At 32.9% G+C, this 23208-nt stretch carries 23 protein-coding genes; 4 read left to right on the top strand and 19 right to left on the bottom strand.

Features of this window, described 5'->3' with window-relative positions:
- Positions 1–34 precede the first annotated feature (34 nt).
- Positions 35–256 (top strand): DUF6341 family protein, encoded by a 222-nt coding sequence (locus tag AACP56_RS06980; protein WP_339336037.1) that lies wholly within the window; start codon positions 35–37, stop codon positions 254–256.
- Between the two features lie 42 nt (positions 257–298).
- Here AACP56_RS06980 and purD read toward each other — a convergent pair whose 3' ends face one another.
- The 4 genes from purD to AACP56_RS06960 form a co-directional block, all read right to left on the bottom strand.
- A complete protein-coding gene (gene purD / locus AACP56_RS06975) occupies positions 299–1570 on the bottom strand; it encodes a phosphoribosylamine--glycine ligase (RefSeq protein WP_339336039.1) in 1272 nt (423 codons plus the stop codon).
- A gap of 42 nt (positions 1571–1612) precedes the next feature.
- Entirely contained in the window at positions 1613–2593 is a 981-nt protein-coding gene (locus AACP56_RS06970) for a UDP-glucuronic acid decarboxylase family protein (RefSeq protein ID WP_339336041.1), read from the bottom strand.
- A complete protein-coding gene (locus AACP56_RS06965) occupies positions 2590–3645 on the bottom strand; it encodes an MraY family glycosyltransferase (protein ID WP_339336044.1) in 1056 nt (351 codons plus the stop codon). The genes AACP56_RS06970 and AACP56_RS06965 overlap by 4 nt, the downstream gene beginning before the upstream one ends.
- Positions 3646–3859: 214 nt before the next feature.
- The gene (locus AACP56_RS06960; RefSeq protein ID WP_339336046.1) at positions 3860–4003 is read right to left on the bottom strand and encodes a hypothetical protein; all 144 of its coding nucleotides are present in this window, start codon (positions 4001–4003) and stop codon (positions 3860–3862) included.
- Positions 4004–4307: 304 nt separating this feature from the next.
- Between AACP56_RS06960 and AACP56_RS06955 the strand changes: the two genes are divergently transcribed.
- Positions 4308–5174, top strand: coding sequence for a hypothetical protein (locus tag AACP56_RS06955; RefSeq protein WP_339336048.1), 867 nt, complete (start codon positions 4308–4310; stop codon positions 5172–5174).
- Between the two features lie 561 nt (positions 5175–5735).
- Here AACP56_RS06955 and AACP56_RS06950 read toward each other — a convergent pair.
- Positions 5736–5900, bottom strand: a complete 165-nt coding sequence (locus AACP56_RS06950; protein ID WP_339337028.1) for a hypothetical protein — start codon at positions 5898–5900, stop codon at positions 5736–5738.
- On the opposite strand from AACP56_RS06950, the gene AACP56_RS06945 reads away from it, so the two are divergent.
- Positions 5827–6480, top strand: coding sequence for an O-antigen ligase family protein (locus AACP56_RS06945; RefSeq protein WP_339337022.1), 654 nt, complete (start codon positions 5827–5829; stop codon positions 6478–6480). The genes AACP56_RS06950 and AACP56_RS06945 overlap by 74 nt on opposite strands.
- Positions 6481–6498: 18 nt before the next feature.
- On the opposite strand, the gene AACP56_RS18020 is transcribed toward AACP56_RS06945, so the two are convergent.
- The 14 genes from AACP56_RS18020 to AACP56_RS06875 form a co-directional block, all read right to left on the bottom strand.
- Entirely contained in the window at positions 6499–7590 is a 1092-nt protein-coding gene (locus AACP56_RS18020; RefSeq protein ID WP_445227700.1) for an EpsG family protein, read from the bottom strand.
- Positions 7580–8731 (bottom strand): hypothetical protein, encoded by a 1152-nt coding sequence (locus AACP56_RS06935; RefSeq protein ID WP_339336052.1) that lies wholly within the window; start codon positions 8729–8731, stop codon positions 7580–7582. The genes AACP56_RS18020 and AACP56_RS06935 overlap by 11 nt, the downstream gene beginning before the upstream one ends.
- Before the next feature lie 233 nt (positions 8732–8964).
- Entirely contained in the window at positions 8965–10293 is a 1329-nt protein-coding gene (locus AACP56_RS06930) for a hypothetical protein (RefSeq protein WP_339336054.1), read from the bottom strand.
- Positions 10294–10711: 418 nt separating this feature from the next.
- Positions 10712–11644 (bottom strand): phosphoglycerate dehydrogenase, encoded by a 933-nt coding sequence (locus AACP56_RS06925; protein WP_339336056.1) that lies wholly within the window; start codon positions 11642–11644, stop codon positions 10712–10714.
- 61 nt (positions 11645–11705) lie between these two features.
- Positions 11706–12374 (bottom strand): acylneuraminate cytidylyltransferase family protein, encoded by a 669-nt coding sequence (locus tag AACP56_RS06920; protein WP_339336058.1) that lies wholly within the window; start codon positions 12372–12374, stop codon positions 11706–11708.
- Between the two features lie 118 nt (positions 12375–12492).
- A complete protein-coding gene (locus AACP56_RS06915) occupies positions 12493–13443 on the bottom strand; it encodes a glycosyltransferase family 2 protein (RefSeq protein ID WP_339336060.1) in 951 nt (316 codons plus the stop codon).
- A 564-nt stretch (positions 13444–14007) separates the two neighbouring features.
- Positions 14008–15063 (bottom strand): hypothetical protein, encoded by a 1056-nt coding sequence (locus AACP56_RS06910; RefSeq protein WP_339336061.1) that lies wholly within the window; start codon positions 15061–15063, stop codon positions 14008–14010.
- A gap of 2 nt (positions 15064–15065) precedes the next feature.
- Positions 15066–16751 (bottom strand): DUF6909 family protein, encoded by a 1686-nt coding sequence (locus tag AACP56_RS06905; protein ID WP_339336063.1) that lies wholly within the window; start codon positions 16749–16751, stop codon positions 15066–15068.
- A 65-nt stretch (positions 16752–16816) separates the two neighbouring features.
- Positions 16817–17677 carry a dTDP-4-dehydrorhamnose reductase gene (rfbD, locus tag AACP56_RS06900; protein WP_339336065.1) on the bottom strand — a complete coding sequence of 287 codons (861 nt, stop codon included), beginning with the start codon at positions 17675–17677 and terminating at the stop codon, positions 16817–16819.
- Positions 17678–18217, bottom strand: a complete 540-nt coding sequence (gene rfbC / locus AACP56_RS06895) for a dTDP-4-dehydrorhamnose 3,5-epimerase (RefSeq protein ID WP_339336068.1) — start codon at positions 18215–18217, stop codon at positions 17678–17680. It lies immediately after the preceding gene.
- Positions 18214–19083 (bottom strand): glucose-1-phosphate thymidylyltransferase RfbA, encoded by an 870-nt coding sequence (gene rfbA, locus AACP56_RS06890; protein ID WP_339336070.1) that lies wholly within the window; start codon positions 19081–19083, stop codon positions 18214–18216. Before rfbA ends, rfbC begins: the two co-directional genes overlap by 4 nt.
- A 13-nt stretch (positions 19084–19096) precedes the next feature.
- A complete protein-coding gene (rfbB, locus tag AACP56_RS06885; RefSeq protein ID WP_339336072.1) occupies positions 19097–20140 on the bottom strand; it encodes a dTDP-glucose 4,6-dehydratase in 1044 nt (347 codons plus the stop codon).
- A 159-nt stretch (positions 20141–20299) separates the two neighbouring features.
- Positions 20300–21796, bottom strand: a complete 1497-nt coding sequence (locus AACP56_RS06880) for a GH3 family domain-containing protein (RefSeq protein ID WP_339336075.1) — start codon at positions 21794–21796, stop codon at positions 20300–20302.
- Between the two features lie 5 nt (positions 21797–21801).
- On the bottom strand, positions 21802–22671 hold the full coding sequence (locus AACP56_RS06875; RefSeq protein WP_339336077.1) for a M23 family metallopeptidase: 870 nt from the start codon (positions 22669–22671) through the stop codon (positions 21802–21804).
- A 179-nt stretch (positions 22672–22850) separates the two neighbouring features.
- Between AACP56_RS06875 and AACP56_RS06870 the strand changes: the two genes are divergently transcribed.
- Positions 22851–23045, top strand: a complete 195-nt coding sequence (locus AACP56_RS06870; protein WP_339336079.1) for a twin-arginine translocase TatA/TatE family subunit — start codon at positions 22851–22853, stop codon at positions 23043–23045.
- The last annotated feature ends 163 nt before the right edge of the window (positions 23046–23208 follow it).

The following is a 23208-nucleotide window of genomic DNA, read 5'->3' as shown; positions in this document are numbered from 1 at the left end:
GTTTTACTATTTTTGCCTAGTAAATATAGCTAAGATGAGTGCATTTTTTTACTGGATTGAAGACTTATTTGTAAACGTACTTTTTGCTCCGTATGACTTTTTCCGATTCATGGAAAACTGGTGGGGCTCAAACGCCGTAAATTGGTTGTTCGCAATTATTGGTTTTGTCGCCATGATTTATTGGATGGGCCAATTAAAGATTTTCAACGATAATGGTGAAGAAGATAAAAGCATCACATCACATTCTTATCTATAGGCCTCTCCCCTAAATCCCCTCTCCAAAAGGAAAAGGGACTTTTTATAGGTCAAATCCGATGTCTTCACGGTAGTACATTCCATCAAACTCTATCTTTTTGATGCTTTTGTAAGATGTTTTCAATGCTTCTTTATAATCCTTTCCGTAGGATGTAACTGCTAATACTCGTCCACCATTGGTTACAACTTTTTTATTGGATAGTTTTGTTCCAGCATGAAATACAATTGAGTTTTCAATAGTTTCTATTCCCCTGATAACTTTTTCTTTTTCGTAAGCTTCCGGATAACCCCCTGAAACGGTCATTACAGTAACAGCAGCTCTTTCATCAATTTGGAGGTTTATATTGTTCAGTTTTTGATTCGCAGTAGCTTCTAGCACCTCAACAAAATCATTTTGAATCCTAGGGATGACAACCTCTGTTTCTGGATCTCCCATTCGTACATTATACTCAATAACTTTTGGGTCATCACCCACTTTTATCAATCCAATAAAAATGAATCCCATATAAGGATAATTGTCTTTTTTTAAACCTTCAACCGTAGGTTTTACAATACGTTCTTCTATCTTTTGAACAAATACCTCATCTGCGAACGGAACTGGTGAGACTGCTCCCATTCCCCCAGTATTAAGGCCAGTGTCTCCTTCTCCAACACGCTTGTAATCTTTTGCCATTGGTAAGATTTTATAGTTTGTACCATCGGTCAACACAAAACAACTTAGTTCAATTCCATCTAAAAATTCTTCAATAACTACTGTTGCGCTAGCATTGCCAAATTTTGCATCCAAAAGCATGGATTTAAGCTCGTTCTTTGCCTCTTGAAGGTCATTAAGTATTAAAACCCCTTTACCTGAAGCTAGACCATCTGCTTTGAGCACATAAGGTGGTGTTAGGCTTTCTAAGAAAGTATATCCTTCTTCTAGGTTTTCTGATGTAAAACTTTGATAGGCTGCGGTTGGAATATTGTGTCGCATCATAAATTCCTTAGCAAATTCTTTAGAGCCTTCTAAAGTTGCAGCCAATTTTTCTGGACCAATAACTGAAGTGTTTTTTAACGCTTCATCTTGAAGAAAGAAATCATGGATTCCATTTACCAAAGGGTCTTCTGGACCAACTAGAACCAAACTAATTTGCTCTTTTAGAACCAAGTCTTTTATAGCTTCAAAATCATTGACTTCAACATTAATATTCTCAGCAATTTCTTTTGTGCCAGCATTTCCAGGAGCTACGAATAGGTTATTGAGTTTATTACTTTGGCCAATTTTCCAGGCTAACGTATGTTCTCTGCCGCCAGAACCAAGAATAAGAATATTCATCTTTATATTTTTTGGCTAAAATACTACTTGAAAAAAGTCTAACTAAGAATTGTTAGAAAAATCTCGATGTTCCTTTTTTTGAAGTTCATCTGGGGAAAGCGATTTAAAATATTCAAATACTTTTTTTAACCCTTCAGAGCGATGTACTTTTGGTTCCCATCCTAAAATCTCCTTAGCTCTTGAAATATCTGGTTGCCGTTGTAAAGGGTCATCTTGCGGGAGGGGTTTGTAGATTACTTTTTGATTTGTTCCAGTAAGTTTGATGATTTCCTCGGCGAATTCTTTTATAGTAGTTTCGTCTGAATTTCCAATATTCACCGGTTCTACATAATCACTCATTAATAAGCGATAGATGCCTTCTACTTGGTCATCTATATAGGTAAATGATCTTGTTTGGGAACCATCTCCAAAAACGGTTAAATCTTCTCCTCGTAAGGCTTGGCCCATAAATGCTGGCACAACTCGTCCATCGTTTAATCGCATTCTAGAACCATAGGTATTAAAAATTCGAACAATACGTGTGTCCAGTCCATGATGTCTATGGTACGCCATCGTAATAGATTCCATAAATCGTTTGGCCTCATCATAAACCCCTCTTGGCCCTATTGGACTTACGTTGCCAAAATAATCTTCGTTTTGTGGATGTACTAACGGATCCCCATATACCTCTGACGTAGAAGCCACTAAAATCCTTGCGTTTTTTTGCTTTGCTAATCCCAATAAGTTTAAAGTACCTAACGAACCTACTTTCAAGGTTTCAATGGGGATTTTTAAATAATCTATAGGGCTTGCAGGAGAAGCAAAATGTAATATGTAATCCAGCTCCCCTTCTAAATGCACAAAGGTGGAAACATCATGATGATGAAACTCAAACCGCTCTAATGGAAATAAATGTGCAATATTTTTAAGATCTCCTGTAATGAGATTATCCATACCAATTACATAATGTCCCTCTGCAATAAATCTATCGCATAAATGTGAGCCTAGGAAACCTGCAGCGCCTGTGATTAGGGTTTTTTTCAATTTTTCTTTTTGGATTTTTCTTTTTCTAATGATTTCTCAGGATTACCTTTTAAAGATTCTAGCTTTCTTTTGAGCATAATCTTTTGTTTCAACGTGGTAAAGTTGTAATTGTATTTAAAAAAAATATACCCTAATAGAATCACTACTCCCACCAGCATTATAACCATCCCTGAATTTTTTGCTTTACTACCTAGAATGACAAAAAGGATAACAAATATTAAATTAAAACAGCCAATAATAAAGCTTGCTTGTTTATGAGATAATCCCCAATAATCAATTAATACATGGTGTGTATGATTCCTGTCTGGAGAAAATGGGCCTCTTTTATTGGCAATACGTATAGTAAAAACCCTTGCAGTGTCAAATAGAGGAACAATAAGGATTGCAATAGCTATTATAGGTGCATTCTCCAACAAAAAAGGCATTTCTTCGTAAGATTCTGGTTTCAATGCCAAAAACTTCAAGGTAAGGATTGCAATAATATAACCTACTATAAGTGACCCTGTATCACCCATAAATATTTTTTTTGTTGTAGACAAATTGAATCCTAAAAATGATATCAAACAACCATTAAGAGTGACGCTAACAAATGAATAAAAATATTCTTTTGTAATGTAAAATATTGTGGTGTAAAGAACAAGAATAATTATTCCTACCACAGCCGCCAATCCATCAATACCATCAATAAGATTGTATGCGTTGATAATTGTAATCATTATGAACCCTGCTATTATAAAATACAAGAAAAATGGTATTTCATAAATGTTTAAAAAACCATTCAATGAGTATATGATGAAACTATCATTAAATAAAATGAAACTGATTGAAATAATTTGAGCAATCAACTTCGTCATAGGTGATAAGAATACCAAATCATCCTTTAGCCCAGTAATAAACAAGATGGTTAACCCAGGTATAATGTAAATTGCTTCATCAAAAAATGCAACCCCCTTTATGAAAAAAAGCGCGAAAACCAGACAATAAAAAAAGCTTACCCCACCAAGAGTAGGGGTTGGGCTACCATGAGAGCTTCTATTATTGGGATTATCCATCAACCTCTTATATTCCACAACCCGAATTATTTTTGGAATTGTAAAATATGTCAACAAAAAAGCTCCAATAAATAATAGTATAGCAGTTTCAATGTAACCCATAATTTATAGCATTACTCTACAAAAATAAAACAATAGTTATGCATTCAGGGCTTTATATGTGATTTAATCTTATTTTAGCTAAAAAGATATTACCATGTTACTTTTAAAATTTTTAGGCTATCTCCCTTCTTAAGTTTAACATATCACGACCTTTAAAATTTTTAAGCACCATATTTTTCTTGGTATGCTTTTGTTGTTCATGTTCTGAATGGTCGGGTGATAAAAGTAGTGCGAGCATATTTGTTAATTCTTTCATTCAGGAGAATGCAACCTTAATATACAATAATCCAATTGAGAGAATTAAAATTTATCATTTCGATGCCTCTAACATGTTGGTATACCGCTTTGAACGACTAGACAAAATTGAAAGACTTGGAAGATTTTTTCTCCAGGTCTTTCCCGATTCAGATAATTTTGTGCCTGATAATAGAAAAAACTACGAAAATATCAATCTCTCTATTGATTCTTCCGAAATAATTCATTTTAACCATTTAAACTATTTTTTGATTAAAAACCTACAGTTTCCGTTTCCAGTAAAAAAAATTAGGACTGGACAAATCTTGAACGGAAAGACTAGTTGGGCGGTAAACTATTCCGGTACTACACTAAACCAACAATCACTTAATTTTGAGAAAATCAATGAAGATCAAAGTATCGTTGAAGCTAATTTCTCAGAAAACAGCGGTGAAATAAAAAGTAAAATTGCCAATCTTGGCGTAAGAATCCCTACCGGGAATAAAAGAAATCTGATTCTTTATTACAACCCTAACATTCGACGATTGGCGTTTAACTTTTTAAATCCCAAAAATACTTCAACCAATGGCAAAATTCAAATTAAGGGGCGTTATGCTGGTGGAGAAAGTGTTATGATAGATTCAATTACTACAAATTCCTTAAAAATTTACAATGGCCAGTCAATGGCTATGAAATTCCTGAAATTCGATAATGCTTTGAAAGAACTGGTTATACAGCATAAAAATAGTCCTGATATTTTATTTGAGCCTTCCCGCTTGATTCACTTTACTCATTTAAAGGAGTTCTTACCTTCTGAAATCAATAAAAAAGAAGAAGAGTTCCGCCAATTTAAGGTGATTTCGTATTTATTGAAAAACAACCTAAAAGAGGTTTACGTCAATACAAAAAGAGGTGTACACCTTTATAAAAATGGTGTTACTAAGAATTTTTTTTTGGTAAACGCTGATGCTACTGATACCCGATATTTCTATTCTTTTTTTGGTGCTGAACAAAAGCGAGAGATTTCACCAAAAATTTTTAGGTCCAAAAACCGACATAGTATTTTGTTTAATTTAGGAAAAAAGAAATTTACATTTACTAAAATGATAGTGCCATCCCAGAGTAGTTCATTCAAGTTTTATTCCTATAAAAACAAAAAAAACGTATTGCTCTTTGATCACTCAATAAACTAATATTCTCACGGTTCTTTTAAAATACATAACGCCTAAAAATTCTAGCATCTCTCTTCATGTAGTCCTAAATTATGTTCTAGGTCTTTCTATAGCATTTTTACCTTGGAGCAACTTCATTAATTCCATTTTAATAGTTGTAGCATTAGTGCTTAACATACTTTTCTTAAATAAAACAGGCCATAAAATCCGATTTTCACGGAAAGATATCATTCCCGTTTTACCTTTCTTCCTTGCTTTTTTAGGTGTTTTTTATTCAAGCAATATAAAACTTGGTTTTAATCATGTTTTTACATCCATACCGATACTAATCTTTGCTTTGATTTTTTGCTTGCAAAAAAATTATCTGTTAAAGTTAACTATTATTTTTAAACTATTTATTTTCTCATGCCTTTTGAGATACGTCGTTTTCCTAATTCAGGTTCTGGATTTTAGACTTATTATCCATAGCGATTATTTGGTTGCAATTTTTTTGAGACTAAATCAATACTGTAAAACCTTTGCGATACATCCTACATATTTTTCAATATATCTGGGGTTTGCTTCTTTTTTATGCCTTCGGTTTTACTTTTCTGTCTCTTCTAGTCGTTCTTCCTTTTTATGGTTATCGCTGTTTGCATCTAGTGTGCTTTTTAATTTTTCTTTGTTGGCCAAAATGCCTCTTTTAGCGTTTTTAATTGCCTTTTTTATTAGTGCCCCTATGTTGGCAATAGCTTCGAAACGTCCCAAAAAAGTATATTTGCTAATCGCAGTAATTGTGGGGGCAGGCAGTATCTCAATATATACTTTGACAAAAGTACCCAACCTGTTATATCAAGAAGTTACCAATTATTATAATCTAATTATTGGAAAAGAATTAAAGGATTATTATGATTATACCAAATTTGGCGATGAATCTAAGGTTGCAACTTGGGAAAAAACCAATAGGGTCTATATTTGGAAATCTTCTTTAGAAATAATAGAAGCACATCCTTGGTTTGGTGTTGGAACGGGAGATGAGAAGAAGGAACTATACAAAGAATACAAAGCAAAGGGATTCAACCAACTTATTAAATCAAGAATGAACACCCACAACCAGTTTCTCTCCTATCTGGTAAGGTATGGTTTGGTGGGGACAAGTATCATCTTGTTGACCTTCATACTTTTGTTTAAAGACGCTTTGGGAAATAAGCATAGTACTTATACTTTTTTCTTATGCTTTATGGTATTATGTATGCTAACGGAAAATATAATGGTGCGACAATGGGGGGTTGTTTTCTTTGCTTTTTTTAATTCTTGCTTTTACTATGGGTCAAAAAAAGAACTCTAGAAAAGAATCTTAACCCCGCTAAAAAAGCTCAACATACTCCCCTAAATTGAAGAGTATTGATGGATGATTGAAAACATATATTGAATATAAAAAGCTAATGGTTATAGCAGAAACCAAAGCAATAAGTCTAAGTCTATTATCCCCTATCTTAGTAATCATTCCAATGGTTAGAATTGGAACAAATGCATCTGTGTAAAGAACCAATCTAGAAAAAACACCATCCAATCTAAAAAATAAAATAGCACTAATGGAAAAAATAAAAAATAGCTGATACGCTCTTAAGTAACTTATTTTTTCATTGTTGGAATAACGTAAAAAGATTAGATTAAATATCAATAATATTACCAATTTAACGATTGAATTATTTGATGCTCTCTCAAAGCTTGAATAAAATTCAAGTTTGTTCTTAAAGAACTCCGGCAAGGGAAGTAAAGAAAGAAGAAAAAACTGCAAAGAAAAATATCCGATTATTAATGATAGACCTGTCAGGAATAGTCTCGTTCTCCAATTTTTTGGTGTAAGAAATGAAAGAAACGAGAAAAGACTCCCCTTATGGATGAAAAGATTCGCTACTTTATATAAAAAGAATTTTTTATTTGATACAGCAGATATTGATAAGATAAACAAAGACGAAGCCATTCCCTGTCTTAAAACATTGCCTTGGGTGAGATAAAAGGAAGAGCTGTTTATTACAAAAAAAAGGCCTAATATTGCCAAACTTCGACTCCCTTTAAAAAACCGTAAATAACCTAGAAAAAGCAAGAATATGCTAATAATCGTTTGAAATGATATGTATTGCTCAGGACCCATTCTAAATAAATGGGCAAAGGGCATAACTAAAAAGAAAAGAAAGTCACCTTTCCAAGCAGTACTGGAATAAAAGACATCGTAAACACTTAATGTCTGTTCGTAGAAGTTTATATATCTTTCTAGATCAATAGTTACTTCGTAGTAATTCCTGTCTAGGAAAATACATGAGACAAGTAATAAAAATAGGGTTATGGATATTAGTTTTTGAAGTCCAAAGACCTTTTTTGTTCCAGAAAGAAGAAGATAAAACCCTAGGAAAAAAAAAGAAATAAGTTGTAATAAAATAGGTTTATATACCATCTTTTAATGAAAATAACTTTTCTCCTATCATTTTAAAAGGATGCTCTTGTTTGTTTTCAAAATAATAATTTATATCTCCATTTGTTCCGTTGGTACAATTGTCAAAATCAAATGAGATTAGTTCCTCAACAGTATCAAAAATTTTAGTGGCAGAAGAAACATAGTAGTCTGGTATATCTTCATTGTTTATTTTTAAAATATAGACTGGAACATTTTGACCTATTGCAAGGGCCAAAAGGGAAGAATAATGCCCTAAGTAGATTTTAGGTACAGGAAAACCATAGGTAAGCTTACCCCCATTTTCAACAACCCTTTCATATAACCCTTTATCTGATCTTGGGTGAAGCTTTATTATCATTTTTTCCTTAAACAAATCTGCAATGCGATCAATAATCCCCTTAAAGTCCTCTTTTGCCATTCTCCCATCTTCAACTAGGGTCTGAGCAATATAGCATGTGCCTTCATCCACAACCTCCAACTCTTTGTCCTTGATAAATACATGATAGTCAGGATTTCCGACAACAGTAAAATTATCAATTAAATTATAAAAGTGATTGTCTATAAACCACTGCTTCCAATATTCTCCCCAAACAAACACATGATGTGATAATGCTGGTGAAATACTTTTTTTAAAATTCCTTTTAATTAAATTGTTGATATAAAAAGATTTAATGAAATCTTTATTGACTAGGTATAGCGCAAGACCTATTTCAAGTTTGAAAACAATACTTGACAAGAACCTTAAATAGCTAAGTTTTTTGCCAATCGATGAAAAATATCCAAAAAAGTCCCTTTTCAAAAACTCGGCATACATTCCATGTTGTACCTGATAACATTTTGCGCCGGCTTTTCTAAATTTTCTGGTCCAGTAAATATCTGCTATTCTATATCCATTTGTAAAAAAAACAATCGATTCTACTTGGGCATTTTTTTTGGTATAATCATAAATATCATTTATTTTTTCAATTGAAACCGATGGGCTTAGTTTGCTTCTATCAACTTGATGAATAGGAACATGTTTGTCATGAACCATAATTGCTTTTTTACTTATTCCGTTTTCTACAAAATAATTTGCCAATGGCATAATCAATCTATTGAAATTTGAGGCATTTACCTCGAACAATAATATTTTTTCAATCATCAAATTTTTTAATTAAAACATTGTTAACACAAGTTATAATAAAGAAAATTAGTATCCCATAGAATACTTTTTTAAACAAAAGTATAAAAGAACCAAAATAAGTTCACGCTTAGTTTCCTTATTTTTATAGTGATTACCTTTTTCTTCATTTTCTCCAGCGAATATTTTACAAGTTGACCGATTCTCTATAAACATTTTGGATATTAATCTTTAAAAAATTATAATCTCGTCTATTATAGTAATCGCTGTTTCCTTAGCAAAACCAAAAGTAATATAATATCAAAAACACCCTTTACGAAAAAGGCAACGTAATGGTACTCAATTCTTTCGAATACACCAAACAAAACAACCAGCACCAAGAATAAAATAGTTGAACCAAGTAAAATTCTATTAACTTCTTTCATTTTACCTATTGCTTGTAAAGGTCTAATTATTAATATAGAAAAATTCATTATAAGTACTCCCACCATTATCTTAAACGAAGTATTTGCAATAAAATCCGAAAAACTATCCTTTAACCACCAAAACATTAAATCATTTAGAAAGAAAAAGGTAGTTAAGGTAATTGATAAAAAGAAAAACCCTACTAAAAGAAATTGTCTTTTAAGAATTTTTTTGATTTTGTCAAAACTTTGATTGTTAAACCAAACAGAAATAGCAGAAAAGTAAACCAACGAAATAGTTCCTGTAATTATTGCCACTCGATTAAACAAATCTAGCATTGTAAAATGATCAGATAGTATTTCCGTATTAAAGAAAATAGGATAATAAAACCTATCAAAAAAAAGAACTGTGGCAGAACAAATAAAAAACAGGCTGAATCCCAATGCTTCCTTGAAAAAAGAACTGAACGACTTAAATGGAGCCAAAATTTCTTTGATTTTGAGTCTAAATGAGCTTTTGAATTCAAAAATTGATTTATGCTTTTTAAATCTTAAATAGTAGATAATCCAATGAACCATATAAAGAAACAATAAGGCCCAAGCACAATTGACCAAAGAACATTTATTTACCGACCAAAGAAATAGGGGCACCAAAAATAGGGATGAAGAAATTGTTGCTCTAACTATAGAAAGAAAATAAAAGTCGCTGAAGGCTTCCAACGCTGATTTATAGGGGATAATAACAAGAGTTAAGAAAAAACAGGTTGTGATTAGGATATAAAAGTAAAAATCAGATGAGGATTGCAGGATACTTAAAAATTTACCCCAATATCCTATGGACAAAATTGTCATAAGAACAAAGAAAAATCCAATGCCCAGCAAATAAGAAAGAGCAATACATTCATTCATCTCCTTTCCTATTTTATGGTTCTCTTTTATGCCAACTAACTCAGATACCCTTCTATTCAAGGTGGGACCAATGCCAAATGAAAAATAATTGGACAAAAAAACAAGGCTAATACCCGCTGTATATTTTGCCCAAAAATCCTTGCCCAGGTTATTTATTAAGAGTGGCATAATAAGCAAGGCTAAAGCAATTGGGGCAACCTGGAAGCCTAAATTAAATATCGTTTTTTTAAAAACTGATTTTGAGGCATACTTGTCAAATTCTTTTGACATTTTCAGATGATTTTTATCATTGTCTTTCCAAAGACTGCTTGTGAAATCTAAATTCCCACTATTTGTGAATAATATTATGCCAAAACTAAGAACTATTAAGAGAACAAAAAGCAAATATTGTTATAACTGCTCAGAAAATAAAAAATTAATCTTTTTGCAAAAAACCAAAATCAAGATTGGCAATATTCTCTGAATACTTTTTGAGCAAAATATAACGAGTCCAAGGGTTTCCTTTTCAAGCATTCAAAAAACTATGGCTACAATTTGCAAGATGGTAATTGCAAAAAACTTCCTCAATAAAACCTCCTTCAAAATGAGAAATCCTTAAATGCAATATCGTAAACGGAAAAAAGCTAAAAGTACACAATAGCAAATCATATCTTTCCATGATGCTCCTTAATCTATTTGTTATGAATATTCAAATATTCAAGTACTCGAAAATTAACTTTGTCGCCTTTTCACTTACCCGTATAACGGCTTCTTTGGTATTAGATCCGTTATGCGAACCGAATATATTCTGCGAAAATTGTAATAAAGGATTGTTTAAAGTAACTGGTTCCTCTTCAAAAACATCCAACGCAACTGCTGAGACATGGCCATTTTTGATGAATTGAAGTAGGTCTTTTTCTTTTATTAGACCTCCTCTAGCAACATTTACGATTTTAACTCCTGGTTTCATTAAAGATAACGTATCCTTGTTAATCATATGTTTGGATGAGGGGGTAAGGGCACATGTTAGAATTATAAAGTCTGCTTTTTCTAAATCCTGAGGGAACGTTCTAATCTTGACCCCTCCTATCTCATCAGTTATAAATGGGTCGAATCCCATAATATCAACATCAAAGCCTTTTAATCTCTTTATTACATTCTTGCCGATATCCCCAAGTCCAATTACGGCTGTTGTTTTTCCTGCAATTGTCTGCCCTGAAGGTTTTATCCAATTACCTGTTTTTATGTTTTCATGAATCTCATAGGAGTTTCTGGCCAAACCAATAAAATAGGCCATAGCTAAATCAGCTACCTCTCCGCCAAAAGAATTTGGGGTGTTGGTAATAGGTATACCTAAATCTTTACAGGCGTCAAAATCAACATTGTCTATGCCCACGCCCCATTTAACAGCTGCTTTGAGTTTTCCTGATTTTCCACTTTCAAATACTTTTCTATTTGCGGAATCATCTCCAATTACCCAGCCATCGACTGTTGGCAACAATTTTTTTAACTCTTCTTCCGAAAGTGTTTGAACGACATCGGGTAATATTAGCTCAATATTCTTTTCTTCATATAAATGTCTTACCTCATCTATCATTTTAAGCATAGGTGGACAAGTCACCAAAATTTTTAATCTATCCATACGATTTTACCTAGTTATTTAGTGTTCAGCATTTCAATGCAAAGGCAGTATTTTCATAAAATTATTGGGCCTTGAATAATAACTCTGCAACCTGAAAATCCAATTCTACATCAATATCTATAGCCTCTAATTCCTCTATTTCAAATAAAAATGGCCTATCCCCAATTCTATTATGTTTTTGAACAAGAGTGTCTTTTGTAAAAATATAAATACAAGAGTTTTCTTCGTATACCGGAGGTAAATCTTGTGTTCTTAATAATATGTTTTTATTATGGTTCATGGGCCTTGAAAGGCCATCCCAAAGTCTAGTATGCAATTTGGTTACCGAAAACAAAGAATCGTAGAGGGGATAGTTTTCCAAAAAAGTGTTTACCGCTTGCTTAACAGTTTCGCTATTCAAGAGGGGATTGGTACCATGGGTCTGGAAAAAGAAATCCGAATTCAATTGGTTGATACTATTTAACAATACATCGTTCATAGGAATCTCTCCAGCCCTAAGGTTTTCTGGCCTTTCTAACAAAACAACCTCATTACCAAAAAAATTTTGGCTTAGTTCCATTATTTTGTCACTATCAGTATCAATAACTATTTGATCAAATACCTTACTATCAATTAAACTTTTTACTACCCAATAAAATAGGGGCTTACCATCAAAATCCCTATAGTTTTTACCCGGTACTCTTTCACTAGAATGCCTCATAGGCACCAATGCTGTAATCTTTTTTTTCATAAATTTATTTCCAATAAGTAATTCTCCATTCAGAAAAGTCTTCTGCTATCTGTTTAATATCAAAATTAGGCCATTTCCACCTTAATATGCCTCACACAAGTCTTAAAGAATTCAAAATCTAGTCAATGTAAGTAATTCTATTCCTTTCGTTATTGTTATCTGAAAAATTTCTTTTATTTATTGTATTTGGATAATAAAATCTATTTTTCAATTCTTTCGAGATAGACTCCTCAAGATTATACCCTTGGTAAGTCCCTTTTATTTGGTTTTTCCTAAACATCATGATATCACTTATTTCCTTAAAGAATATTCCCTCTTTAATTGCCTGAATAGAATCTGAAATAATATGCCCTGACAATAGCAAATAATAATTCCATCTGCTAAAGGTTATTTCTGGATTAATTTTTTTCATTGCTATAGCCTCTCTCATATATCTATGTCTTATTTTATCAGGAGTTTCATCATGAACATGGACAATTTCGGCTTCTGCTTCATACGCAATAATTTGTCCACCTGCCATGATACTTTTTGCCCAATCCATATCCTCCAAACCTGAAAGCGTTTCATCATATGGGTATTGCTCCCATAATTTTCTTCTTATTGCACAATTCGCATTATTACAAAAAGGTGTTTTTTGATTATAATCACTATTAGATGGAAACCATTTTCTAAATATTTGTTTTTCAGAAAAATACGTTTTGTCGTTTCCAACCTGTTTACCGTAAACCAGCCCTATTCTATCATTTTGTAAAAAGGGATAAATCATTTTTTGAATCCAATTAGAATAAACAGGATATACATGAGCAGATGCGAACAGTAAAAAATCCCCAGTTGAGTGTTCACATCCCAAATTCAGAGCCTTCCCAAAAGAAAAATCAGTTTTTTTTATATGTACTATTTTTGCCCCCATGCTTTTGGCTATTTCAACAGTTTTATCTGTTGAACCAGAATCAACCAAGATTACTTCACAAGTAATATCAGGTTCAACTTCTTGCATATCAATTCCAGAAATTAATTTTCCGATATGACTTTCTTCGTTATAAGCTCTAATAATTATTGAAACTTTCATCGATATTCTAATTAAATCAAATGGTTTTAGGAGTATTCTGCTTATACTACTTTTTATAAAGACCCTTTAGTTTAACATTACATTTTCTAAGACATCGCTAAATTGATAAAAATATTATTATAAATCTTTTCGAGTGATAATTCTTCTTCGAAGCTATTTTGTATTTCCTAGGTACCATGTTATCCAATTTGGAAAAGGGATGCCCAAACTATAGATATACCCTTTTTGGCCAATCTTCTTGTTTATAACAAGTTGCTGAATCAATAGGCGTCAAGAATATATTTCTATTAGAAACTGTTTAAACTTAAAATAAAATTCATTTTCAAGTTTTTTGATGAGCTGACGTACTTTGGATTTATATCGAGACATTGTATAATTTTGACAAGGTATCGATGTAAACTTACCTTTTTCCGTTTTAACAGGTCTCCACAATTGGATAAAACGCAAAAGCTTTACACTTTTACCCATAACAGTTCATTGAGTCCTCATCATTATATGAAAGGATTAAGTTTTTATAAAATGTCGAAACAAAAGAATAAAATTTTATACTAATTTCAATTATCATTAAAAATTTACTTTAGAATAAGTTTTAAGAAATCTGTTTAAATTCATAATCGCTAAAATTAGAATAGCAGCTATGAGTAACATCAAAGGCAAAACAAACTTATAACTCTTCCAAAACCCTTTAACCTTAACACCTCTTGCTGGAAAATCACTTATCACATTTAAAATGGCCGTTTTGTTTGCGCGTTCTTGATTTAATTTCACCAGTTGATTCTTCAAGGTTTCCCGTTCTTTAACCAAAGCCAGTTCTTTATTTTGGGATGTGCCATTTTCAGCCAAATTAATGTTAGTGCCTTGCATGGGTTTGTCCGCTTCCTTTACTAATACCGTTTTGTACAAATGTTGTAGCGAATCTACTTCTATAAGTTGATATTTGATGATTGAATCTTGTAACATGAGATTTTCATCATTAATGCTTTTCTGTAGTTTGAAATAGTCATTTGCAGAAATAGAACTTACAATAGTTGATTGCAGTTTTTTTGCAACTGAATTATCCGTACTTATGACAGAAATTTGATGGAAGCGAGCATCCATTGAATTGAAGTTCTTTAAATAGCTTTCATAGTCCAATGCCTTAATTGTTGTAGTATCTAACTCCTTAATAAAATCATCAAATAGTTTTACTTTCTGATTTTCATCTGAATAAGAATCCACAAAAATTTCTTTAACGCTTACAGCTTCAGCTTCAGTAATATTTAATGCTTTAGACAGCGCAATAGAATCTTCTGCCTTTGCCAAATCATTATAAAAATTAATATTATTGTAGAGTTGCTGAACACTATTAAAATTAGGTTCTACAACCATTTTAGAAATATATTTTGGAGTTTTATACTCATCTATAAAGTATCCCCCAACAACACCTACTAGTACTGCAATTGCCAGAATCAAAAAGTTCTTTTGTAAAAAGAGTAAGAAAAGGATAAGGACATGAAATAATCCTTTAAAAATACTCCCTATAAAATTAAATAGTTTTTGAAAAGCCCTTCCTATAAGTAGGAACAATTGTCCCAAATCTATCTCATCAGAATTATTGTTGTTTGTTTGATTATCTGCCATGGTTAGCTATTAAATACTTGTTCTAAAATCTTATCCGTTATCAAATAAGTTGGTTTTACTCCTGTAGTGCCCAATCCACCAGAAGCTAACGTACTTCCTGTCTCTAAAGGGTTGTCAGACGCATAATACGCATATCTCACCTTTACATCCTTCTTTATACTCTTTCGTATTCTGGAGGCGGATTGAATTGCCTTTTGATAATGCACTCCTTCCATTTCCAAACCAATTACATTCCAAGTAGAATCATAAAAGAATTGTAGGATATCTTTATTCTGAAGGGATGTGCCTAAAACAGTTACCATAGTTCCTTCCACTACTTTTAAACCATGACCTTCAAAGTCTTTTGCACAAAGTTCGTTTGTAAATGGGTAGTTATCAGCAGTTCCTTCAAAAATATGAGCGGAAGGAATCATTAAATCTCCTTTGCCGCCTTCTAAAATGCCTGCTTTGCCCATTATTGAAACAGAATCAACGTTTAAAAATATTTTTTTGCTATTAACTTCATAAGGCTTAAGTAACTCGTCGATAGTTTCATAAGCTTGCTCTCCAAATGCATAATCCATTACAAATATAATAGGTTTTTCTGCCTCTGGTTTATCATCAGAGAAGCCATAGCAACAAGCAGCTTTGCTTGCTTTTGCCGTATCAAAAATTTGGACATCTATATTAGCTCCTGATTTATCATCTATATAAATCATTCCGTTTTTTTGCGCCAACTCCACTACTTTCTTTCTTAAATCTTTATTGGTCGAGGAACTAAGGGTTTCAAAAATATCTAGAGAGTTCGTATCGGGAAACTCCTTTTTTAATGCTTTTTTGGCAAATAATGAATTCATAACACTGTGCATATTTGCGCTAATGATATGTATGGGTCTTTCTAACAAATCATGTTTTGCCAATGTTTCTTTAACGGTCTGGGCCCACCTATCGCCATGTATGTGGTGACCTAGCCTTTCACGGAGCAAAGGACTGAAAGTAATGGTGCGCTTATTTCCAGTAGTTTCTTCCTCTATGGCCAACTTACCCAACCAAAAGATAATATTCAAAAAACGATCTTTCTCTTTTTTGGTCGAAAGTTTCTGATGTACTTCCACCACTTCTTCAAAGGAACGTCCCAGAATATTTGCTGTATGAATTAAAGCCACCTCACGCTGTGCATCAGTTGGTTCTTGATTTTTTACGTAAGCCTCAAGTTTGTCCCAATCTCGAAGAGTAGTCTGTGTTTCTTCAAAAAAGACCTTTTCACATATTTTGGTAGACTCTATAAACAAAAAAGTCAGGTGGGTCAAAATATCATAGATGTCTGAACGCCCTCTAGTAATCTCAATGTTCATTTGTTCATCGTCTATGCGATAACAATTTCTTCTTCTTTTTGGAGGAACAATTGGTTTTAGGTGTGATTTTGAAAACCCTTCGTCTGAAGTTAGATTAATAAAACGACATTCTTCAATCCCAATAGGAAGCCTTTCTAAAACATATATTAAACCGTTTAATTCTGCTTTTTCTTCGGCAATGGAACCGTAAATTTCGGGACGTAATAAAAGTAGTGCGCTTCGCAGCGCATTACCAGATACCCCAGATGGCTTATAGAACCCCCTGTTTAATAGGTGGCGCATGGTAATGTATAATCGCTCAATTGCATTTGTGGATTCTTGAGCTCTAGTAGTCTCTTTTACTTTTGTATCCATATAGTCTTCTCCACAAAAGTACATTGAAATTCCTACACTAGTAAATAAGCTATCTTCATTATTAACTAATACTTGATTAATTTAGAAATAGCTATCGTTAAACTATCCTCCCAGTTAGGTATTTCTAGCTTTAATGTCTTCTTTATTCTAGATTTATCTAAGACACTATACTTTGGCCTTTGCGCAGAAGTACTATAATTTTCTGCTTTTATGGGGAAAAGCTTTGTTTTTAACCCTTTTTTGTTGACAATGACTTTGGCAAAATCATACCAACTTGCCATCCCTTCATTACTATAATGGTAGGTGCCATATAATTTAAAGTCCGAAACGATAAACTTGAGTATTACTTTGCCCAAATCACCAGCATAAGTTGGTGTTCCTATTTGGTCTTTAACTATATTTAAAGATTTTTTTTCTTCACTAAGCCTTAGTATGGTCTTAAGAAAATTATTGCCGAATTCCGAATACAACCAGGAGGTTCTAATTATAATATGTTCTTTTAGTGTTTTAGCAATTTCTTTTTCTCCGTTAAGTTTTGTCAACCCATATACATTAACAGGGTTTTCTTTATCTTCTTCATTGTAGGGATGCAACTGTTTGCCATCAAAAACAAAATCAGTAGAAATATGAATTAAAGTACACTTATTCTTTTTACATGTATGTGCTAAATTTTTAGGCCCAATAGTGTTAATCTGTTCGGCAAGCTCTTTTTCTGATTCTGCTTTATCTACAAAAGTGTAAGCAGCACAATTAATACAAAAATCAAAATTCTCATTTTCAAAAACAACGTTAATTGCGGTTACATCAGTAATATTTAGCTCTTTAGAATCTTTAAAAGTAAAATCTAATTGTTTGTATTCTTTAGAGATATCACGAATACTGGTGCCAAGTTGGCCAGCTGCTCCCGTAACCAAAACTTTTTTCATTTATAGTTTTCTAAATTCTGGAAGTTTTAAATCTTTTTTAGAGAGAATCAAATCGTTATTAGGAAAATTCCAATCAATATTTAAATCCTTGTCATTATATAAAATACCGCTCTCTGCTTCAGGTTGATAATAATTATCACATTTATAATTAAAGATTACCTTTTTAGATAATGCCAAAAACCCATGAGCCATACCTTTTGGTATATAAATTATTTTTTTGTTTTTAGAAGATAATTTCATTTTAATATGTTCCCCATATGTAGAGCTGTCCGGTCTTATATCTACAATTACATCTAGTACTTCTCCTTTTAAAACACTAATTAATTTAGCTTGTGCAGCATCTCCTTTTTGAAAATGTAGCCCCCGTAGTACTCCTTTCTTAGATATAGATTGATTTTCTTGAACAAAGTCTATACTGTGACCAACAATTTTTTCCAATGCGCTTTTTTTAAATACTTCAAAAAAGATTCCCCTATCATCTTTGAAAACCTCTGGCTCAATACTAAAACATCCTGATAATTTTGTCTCAGTAAAAATCATTGGCGTTTGTTTAATATCCCCAACAAATTTCTACCATAACCGCTTTTCATTAAAGGTTCTGCTAACGCTTTAAATTGATTTTTGTCTATAAAACCCATTTCATACGCGGCAGCTTCTATGGCTCCAATTTTTAACCCTTGGCGCTCTTCTATAACCTCTACAAATTGGGAAGCCTGTAATAAGGACTGGAATGTTCCCGTATCTAACCATGCAGTGCCCCTATCTAAAATACTCACATTAAGCTTACCCCTATCTAAATACGCTTTGTTCACATCTGTAATCTCTAATTCACCTCTTTTACTAGGCTTTATGTTTTTTGCAATTTTTACAACGTCATTGTCATAAAAATAAATTCCTGGAACGGCATAACTAGATTTGGGATGTTTCGGTTTTTCTTCAATACTTATTGTCTTTCCATTATCATCAAACTCAACTACGCCATAGCGCTCTGGCTCATGGACCCTGTATGCATAAATTATTCCACCCTCTGGATTATTGTTAGATTGTAATAATCTAGATAGTCCTGTTCCATAAAATATATTATCCCCAAGTATCAAAGCTACTTTATCCTTACCAATAAAATCCTCACCAATGATAAAAGCCTCGGCTAAACCATTGGGGCTTTCCTGAACCGCATAAGAAAAAATGCATCCATACTTTTTGCCATCTCCTAGCAAATCTTTGAACAGTGGTAAATCTTTTGGTGTAGAAATAATTAAAATCTCCTTTATCCCCGAATACATTAATGTTGACAAAGGATAATATATCATGGGCTTATCATAAATAGGCATCAATTGCTTACTTACCGATAAGGTAAGCGGATGCAATCTTGTTCCCGAGCCTCCAGCCAGTATAATTCCTTTCATTTTTTATCCAGTTTTAGGAATACATCTTAGTATAATATTCTTGGTATGCACCTGACGTAACGTTTGTTAACCATTCTTTATTTTCAAGAAACCAATCTACTGTTTTATCCAGTCCTTCTTCAAAAGTAACAGATGGTCTCCAGCCTAATTCTTTGTTTATCTTAGAAGCATCTATAGCATATCTTAAGTCATGGCCTGGACGATCTTTCACGTAAGCAATTAATTTCTTGGACGAACCTTTGGGTTTGTTCAACTTTCTATCCATAATTTGGCAAAGTAATTTTACCAAATCAATATTTTGCCATTCATTAAATCCTCCAATATTATAAGTCTCATGATTTTGTCCTTTGTGAAAAATCAAATCGATTGCCGCAGCATGGTCTTCAACATATAACCAATCACGAGTAAATTTTCCATCACCATAAACGGGAAGGGGTTTCTCTTCAATAATATTATTAATAAAAAGAGGAATTAGCTTTTCTGGAAAGTGATTTGGCCCATAATTATTAGAGCAATTCGTAATTACGTATGGCAAATCATATGTCTCTCCATAAGCTCTTACAAAATGATCCGAACTTGCTTTGGAAGCAGCATAAGGAGAATTAGGGCTATAAGAAGATTTTTCCGTGAAAAGACCATCTTCCCCAAGAGAGCCATATACTTCATCAGTACTAATATGATAAAATCTTTTTTTTTCAAAATTATCTTGCCAAATCTTTTTTGAAGCATTTAGAAGGTTGATTGTACCAATAACATTTGTTTTAACAAAGGCTAAAGGGTCTTTGATAGATCTGTCTACGTGAGATTCGGCAGCTAAGTGAATTACGCCATCGAACTTGTGCTTTTCGAATAGTGAATCTATAAATTTCTCTTCCCTGATATCCCCTTTTACAAATTTATAGTTAGAAGCATCTTCAATATCTTTTAAATTTTCAAGATTACCGGCATAGGTTAATAAATCCAAATTAAAAATAGCATAGTTAGGATAATCTTTTACAAATTTCCTTACGACATGTGACCCTATAAAACCTGCCCCTCCCGTGATAAGAATTCTCATTTAAGCTAATTTCTACTTGTTAATTCCTTTTCTACTGAAAGCCCTGAATTTAGGCATCATTTAGGTAACAAATCTAATTTACAGCTATTTTGTTAATTAGTGATAAGCTCCCTTTAGAAGTTAGTTTAAAATTGTTATGAAAACTAAATTCATAATATACTAGATTGATATAAAAGCAGATAAAGCATCAGCTACTTTTCTATCATTGGACAAACGTTGTACTTTATTTTGACCCCCTAGTCTGCCCAATGATTTCATATAATTTTGAAAACCATCTTTACCAACTTGGCTCACTTTTAATTGTTGAAGTATCTTCCCAGCAATAAGATCAAAATAATAGCTGTTCTGTTTTTGCATTGCCAAATCTAGAATTGAACAAAACTTATTGATGTCAGATGGTAGTTTCTCAAACTCTATAAACCACTCATGATAGGGTAATCCTTCTTTCGGAGCAGTCTCAGGAGCAACAGTAAACTCATTTACTTGTGCATCAGTTGCTTCAATAGCTTCCCGCATGGCTTCTTCCACTTCTTTGGCAATAACATGCTCTCCAAAAGCAGAAATAAAATGCTTAATACGTCCTGAAACAATGATTTTAAAAGGATTCAAAGAAATAAACTGAACGGTATCTCCTAAATTATAAGCCCATAAACCTGCATCTGTGCTTATTATCATGGCATAATTAACTCCAAGTTCCACATCTTTAAGGGTAATACGGGCTGGGTTTTCATTAAAGAAATCATCCGTTTTTACAAACTCATAAAAAATACCAGAGTTTAAAAGCAGTAACATCCCCTTTTCCTTTTGGGAATTTTGATACGCAAAAAAGCCTTCACTAGCAGGAAAAAGTTCAATGCTGTCTACCTTTCGCCCAATAAGGTTTTCAAATTTTGAGCGATAGGGCTCATAATTTACCCCGCCATAGATAAAGAGTTGAAAATTTTGAAACAATTCCCCTACTTTCTTCCCAGTTTTCACATTAAGCTTTTCAAAGTACATCTGTACCCATGATGGTATTCCAGCAATCACGGACATATCTTCGCTTTCAGTCTCCTTGATAATTTCATCTACCTTGGTTTCCCAATCTTCTATACAGTTGGTTTCCCAGCTTGGCAAACGGTTTTTTTGAAGATAAGCCGGTACGTAATGCGCAGATATTCCCGACAACCTCCCTAATTTAATACCGTTCTTTTCTTCTAGAACTGGACTTCCTTGGAGAAAAATCATCTTTCCATCTACAAAATTTGCATTACCGGTTTCGTATATATAATTTAAAATGGCATTTCTTGAAGCTTCTACTTGATTTTTAATAGAGGATTTGGTGATAGGAATATATTTTGCTCCAGAGGTTGTTCCCGAAGTTTTGGCAAAATAAATAGGTTTTCCAGGCCACAAGACATTTTCTTCACCATTAATAATTAATTCCACATAGCTTTTTAGCTCCTCATAATCCCTTACAGGAACATGCTTTACATAATCCTCGTGCGTAACAATGGTATGGAACTTGTGGTCAATACCAAATTTGGTTGTTGAAGCCTTGATAATCAGCTCTTTGAAAACTCTTTCCTGAGCTTCAATCGGATTTAAAATCCATTCGGTATTTTTTTTTGCAATCCTTTTGGCAAATAATTTGGCGGCAAATGTTTTAAGAGACATCTAAATCAATTAAAATTGATATAATCTTGGGGGTCTAATGGTTTGCCCTTTTTCCATAACTCAAAATGAAGATGTGGTCCCGTGGTAAGTTCACCTGTATTTCCAACAGCCGCAATTACTTCTCCGGCTTTTACCAAATCTCCCTGCGATTTACTTAAGGAACCATTATGCTTATAGACCGAAATTAAATTACCCTTATGCTCTACTATAATTACATAACCCGTATCTGAAGTCCATTCTGCAAAAATTACTGTTCCATCAGCTGCTGATTTAACTGGTGTATCTTTCGGAGCCACAATATCTGTAGCGTAATGCTTTTTTTGTAAGTCATACTTTTGGGTTACGGACCCGCTCAAAGGTGAAAAAAGAAATTCTCCTGTATCTTCAATATTTCGTTCGAACAAATTGTATTTATCTTCCAATTCTACTTGTTCTCGCAATGCCAAATCTTCTCTAATGGGTTTTAAATCAATTGTGGAAGGGTCTAATTTAAATTGTTCAAACAAAGAATCCCTATTTATTTCATTGTTTTCAATATCTCCGCGTAAAACAAGACGTACATTCTCTAAATACTTATTGGTATATTCTAAAACAGTGACCAAAGAATCTGTTTTGTAGGTAAGCTCTGTGGCCTGCCGCTTTAAACGTGTTGAGGAATATCCCGGAATATACTCCCTCAGGGGTGTAAATGCTACTAAAAGTGTGGTAAGACCAATTAAAATAATGATAAAAAGTGTGCCCGTAACAAAGACATTGAGCCGGCTTAGCTTAAATGATATCTTTTCTTCAAAAGTGCTTTCATTAAGTATTACCAGACGATACTTATGAAGAAGTTTCCTTTTTATTTCTTTGCCTTTTTTCTTTTTTTTGGCCATAATAGACAAATATAATCTTAGATTTTAATATGAGCGTTATCCCTTTAAAATTGTGAAATTTTTAGCACATCTCTAAAAATCAGCAAATACCACAATTCTTAAGGCGATTTTTCGTTATCAAAAATAAGTGCATCTTCTTTTTTTGTACTTTTACAATCCATTTATAAATAGTGTTTAATATGATTGCTCAAAATATATTTCTCGGTTTAGTTGGTCCTTGGCAAATCGCCATCATTGTTCTGTGCATACTCTTATTGTTCGGAGGCAAGAAAATCCCTGAATTAATGCGTGGTTTGGGCAGCGGTATCAAAGAATTTAAGGATGCTTCTAAAGAAGATGAAAAATTAGAAGATAAAACAAACGAAAATTCTTAAATTTCATTTCTTCCAAAGCTTTTGAAATAGCTCTATTTCAAGGGGTATATCGATAAAAAACACCCAAAAAATACAATTCACCCCGCAAACATCCCTTTTCACAACAAAAACTAATTCTTTTATATGTGATAATGTAATTTCGGCGTTGTTAATAGGATAGCTA

This window comes from Croceitalea sp. MTPC6, from assembly GCF_036985525.1.
Lineage (GTDB): Bacteria > Bacteroidota > Bacteroidia > Flavobacteriales > Flavobacteriaceae > Croceitalea.
This window is presented reverse-complemented; position numbering and strand designations above follow the sequence as displayed.

Excerpts from the sequence above, each read along its gene's own strand:
- AACP56_RS06980 (WP_339336037.1), top strand. The coding sequence starts at position 35 with ATGAGTGCATTTTTTTACTGGATTGAAGACTTATTTGTAAACGTACTT.
- purD (WP_339336039.1), bottom strand. The coding sequence starts at position 1,570 with ATGAATATTCTTATTCTTGGTTCTGGCGGCAGAGAACATACGTTAGCC.
- AACP56_RS06965 (WP_339336044.1), bottom strand. The coding sequence starts at position 3,645 with ATGGATAATCCCAATAATAGAAGCTCTCATGGTAGCCCAACCCCTACT.
- AACP56_RS06960 (WP_339336046.1), bottom strand. The coding sequence starts at position 4,003 with ATGAAAGAATTAACAAATATGCTCGCACTACTTTTATCACCCGACCAT.
- AACP56_RS06945 (WP_339337022.1), top strand. The coding sequence starts at position 5,827 with ATGCCTCTTTTAGCGTTTTTAATTGCCTTTTTTATTAGTGCCCCTATG.
- AACP56_RS18020 (WP_445227700.1), bottom strand. The coding sequence starts at position 7,590 with ATGGTATATAAACCTATTTTATTACAACTTATTTCTTTTTTTTTCCTA.
- AACP56_RS06935 (WP_339336052.1), bottom strand. The coding sequence starts at position 8,731 with ATGATTGAAAAAATATTATTGTTCGAGGTAAATGCCTCAAATTTCAAT.
- AACP56_RS06930 (WP_339336054.1), bottom strand. The coding sequence starts at position 10,293 with ATGTCAAAAGAATTTGACAAGTATGCCTCAAAATCAGTTTTTAAAAAA.
- AACP56_RS06925 (WP_339336056.1), bottom strand. The coding sequence starts at position 11,644 with ATGGATAGATTAAAAATTTTGGTGACTTGTCCACCTATGCTTAAAATG.
- AACP56_RS06920 (WP_339336058.1), bottom strand. The coding sequence starts at position 12,374 with ATGAAAAAAAAGATTACAGCATTGGTGCCTATGAGGCATTCTAGTGAA.
- AACP56_RS06915 (WP_339336060.1), bottom strand. The coding sequence starts at position 13,443 with ATGAAAGTTTCAATAATTATTAGAGCTTATAACGAAGAAAGTCATATC.
- AACP56_RS06910 (WP_339336061.1), bottom strand. The coding sequence starts at position 15,063 with ATGGCAGATAATCAAACAAACAACAATAATTCTGATGAGATAGATTTG.
- AACP56_RS06905 (WP_339336063.1), bottom strand. The coding sequence starts at position 16,751 with ATGGATACAAAAGTAAAAGAGACTACTAGAGCTCAAGAATCCACAAAT.
- rfbD (WP_339336065.1), bottom strand. The coding sequence starts at position 17,677 with ATGAAAAAAGTTTTGGTTACGGGAGCAGCTGGCCAACTTGGCACCAGT.
- rfbC (WP_339336068.1), bottom strand. The coding sequence starts at position 18,217 with ATGATTTTTACTGAGACAAAATTATCAGGATGTTTTAGTATTGAGCCA.
- rfbA (WP_339336070.1), bottom strand. The coding sequence starts at position 19,083 with ATGAAAGGAATTATACTGGCTGGAGGCTCGGGAACAAGATTGCATCCG.
- rfbB (WP_339336072.1), bottom strand. The coding sequence starts at position 20,140 with ATGAGAATTCTTATCACGGGAGGGGCAGGTTTTATAGGGTCACATGTC.
- AACP56_RS06880 (WP_339336075.1), bottom strand. The coding sequence starts at position 21,796 with ATGTCTCTTAAAACATTTGCCGCCAAATTATTTGCCAAAAGGATTGCA.
- AACP56_RS06875 (WP_339336077.1), bottom strand. The coding sequence starts at position 22,671 with ATGGCCAAAAAAAAGAAAAAAGGCAAAGAAATAAAAAGGAAACTTCTT.
- AACP56_RS06870 (WP_339336079.1), top strand. The coding sequence starts at position 22,851 with ATGATTGCTCAAAATATATTTCTCGGTTTAGTTGGTCCTTGGCAAATC.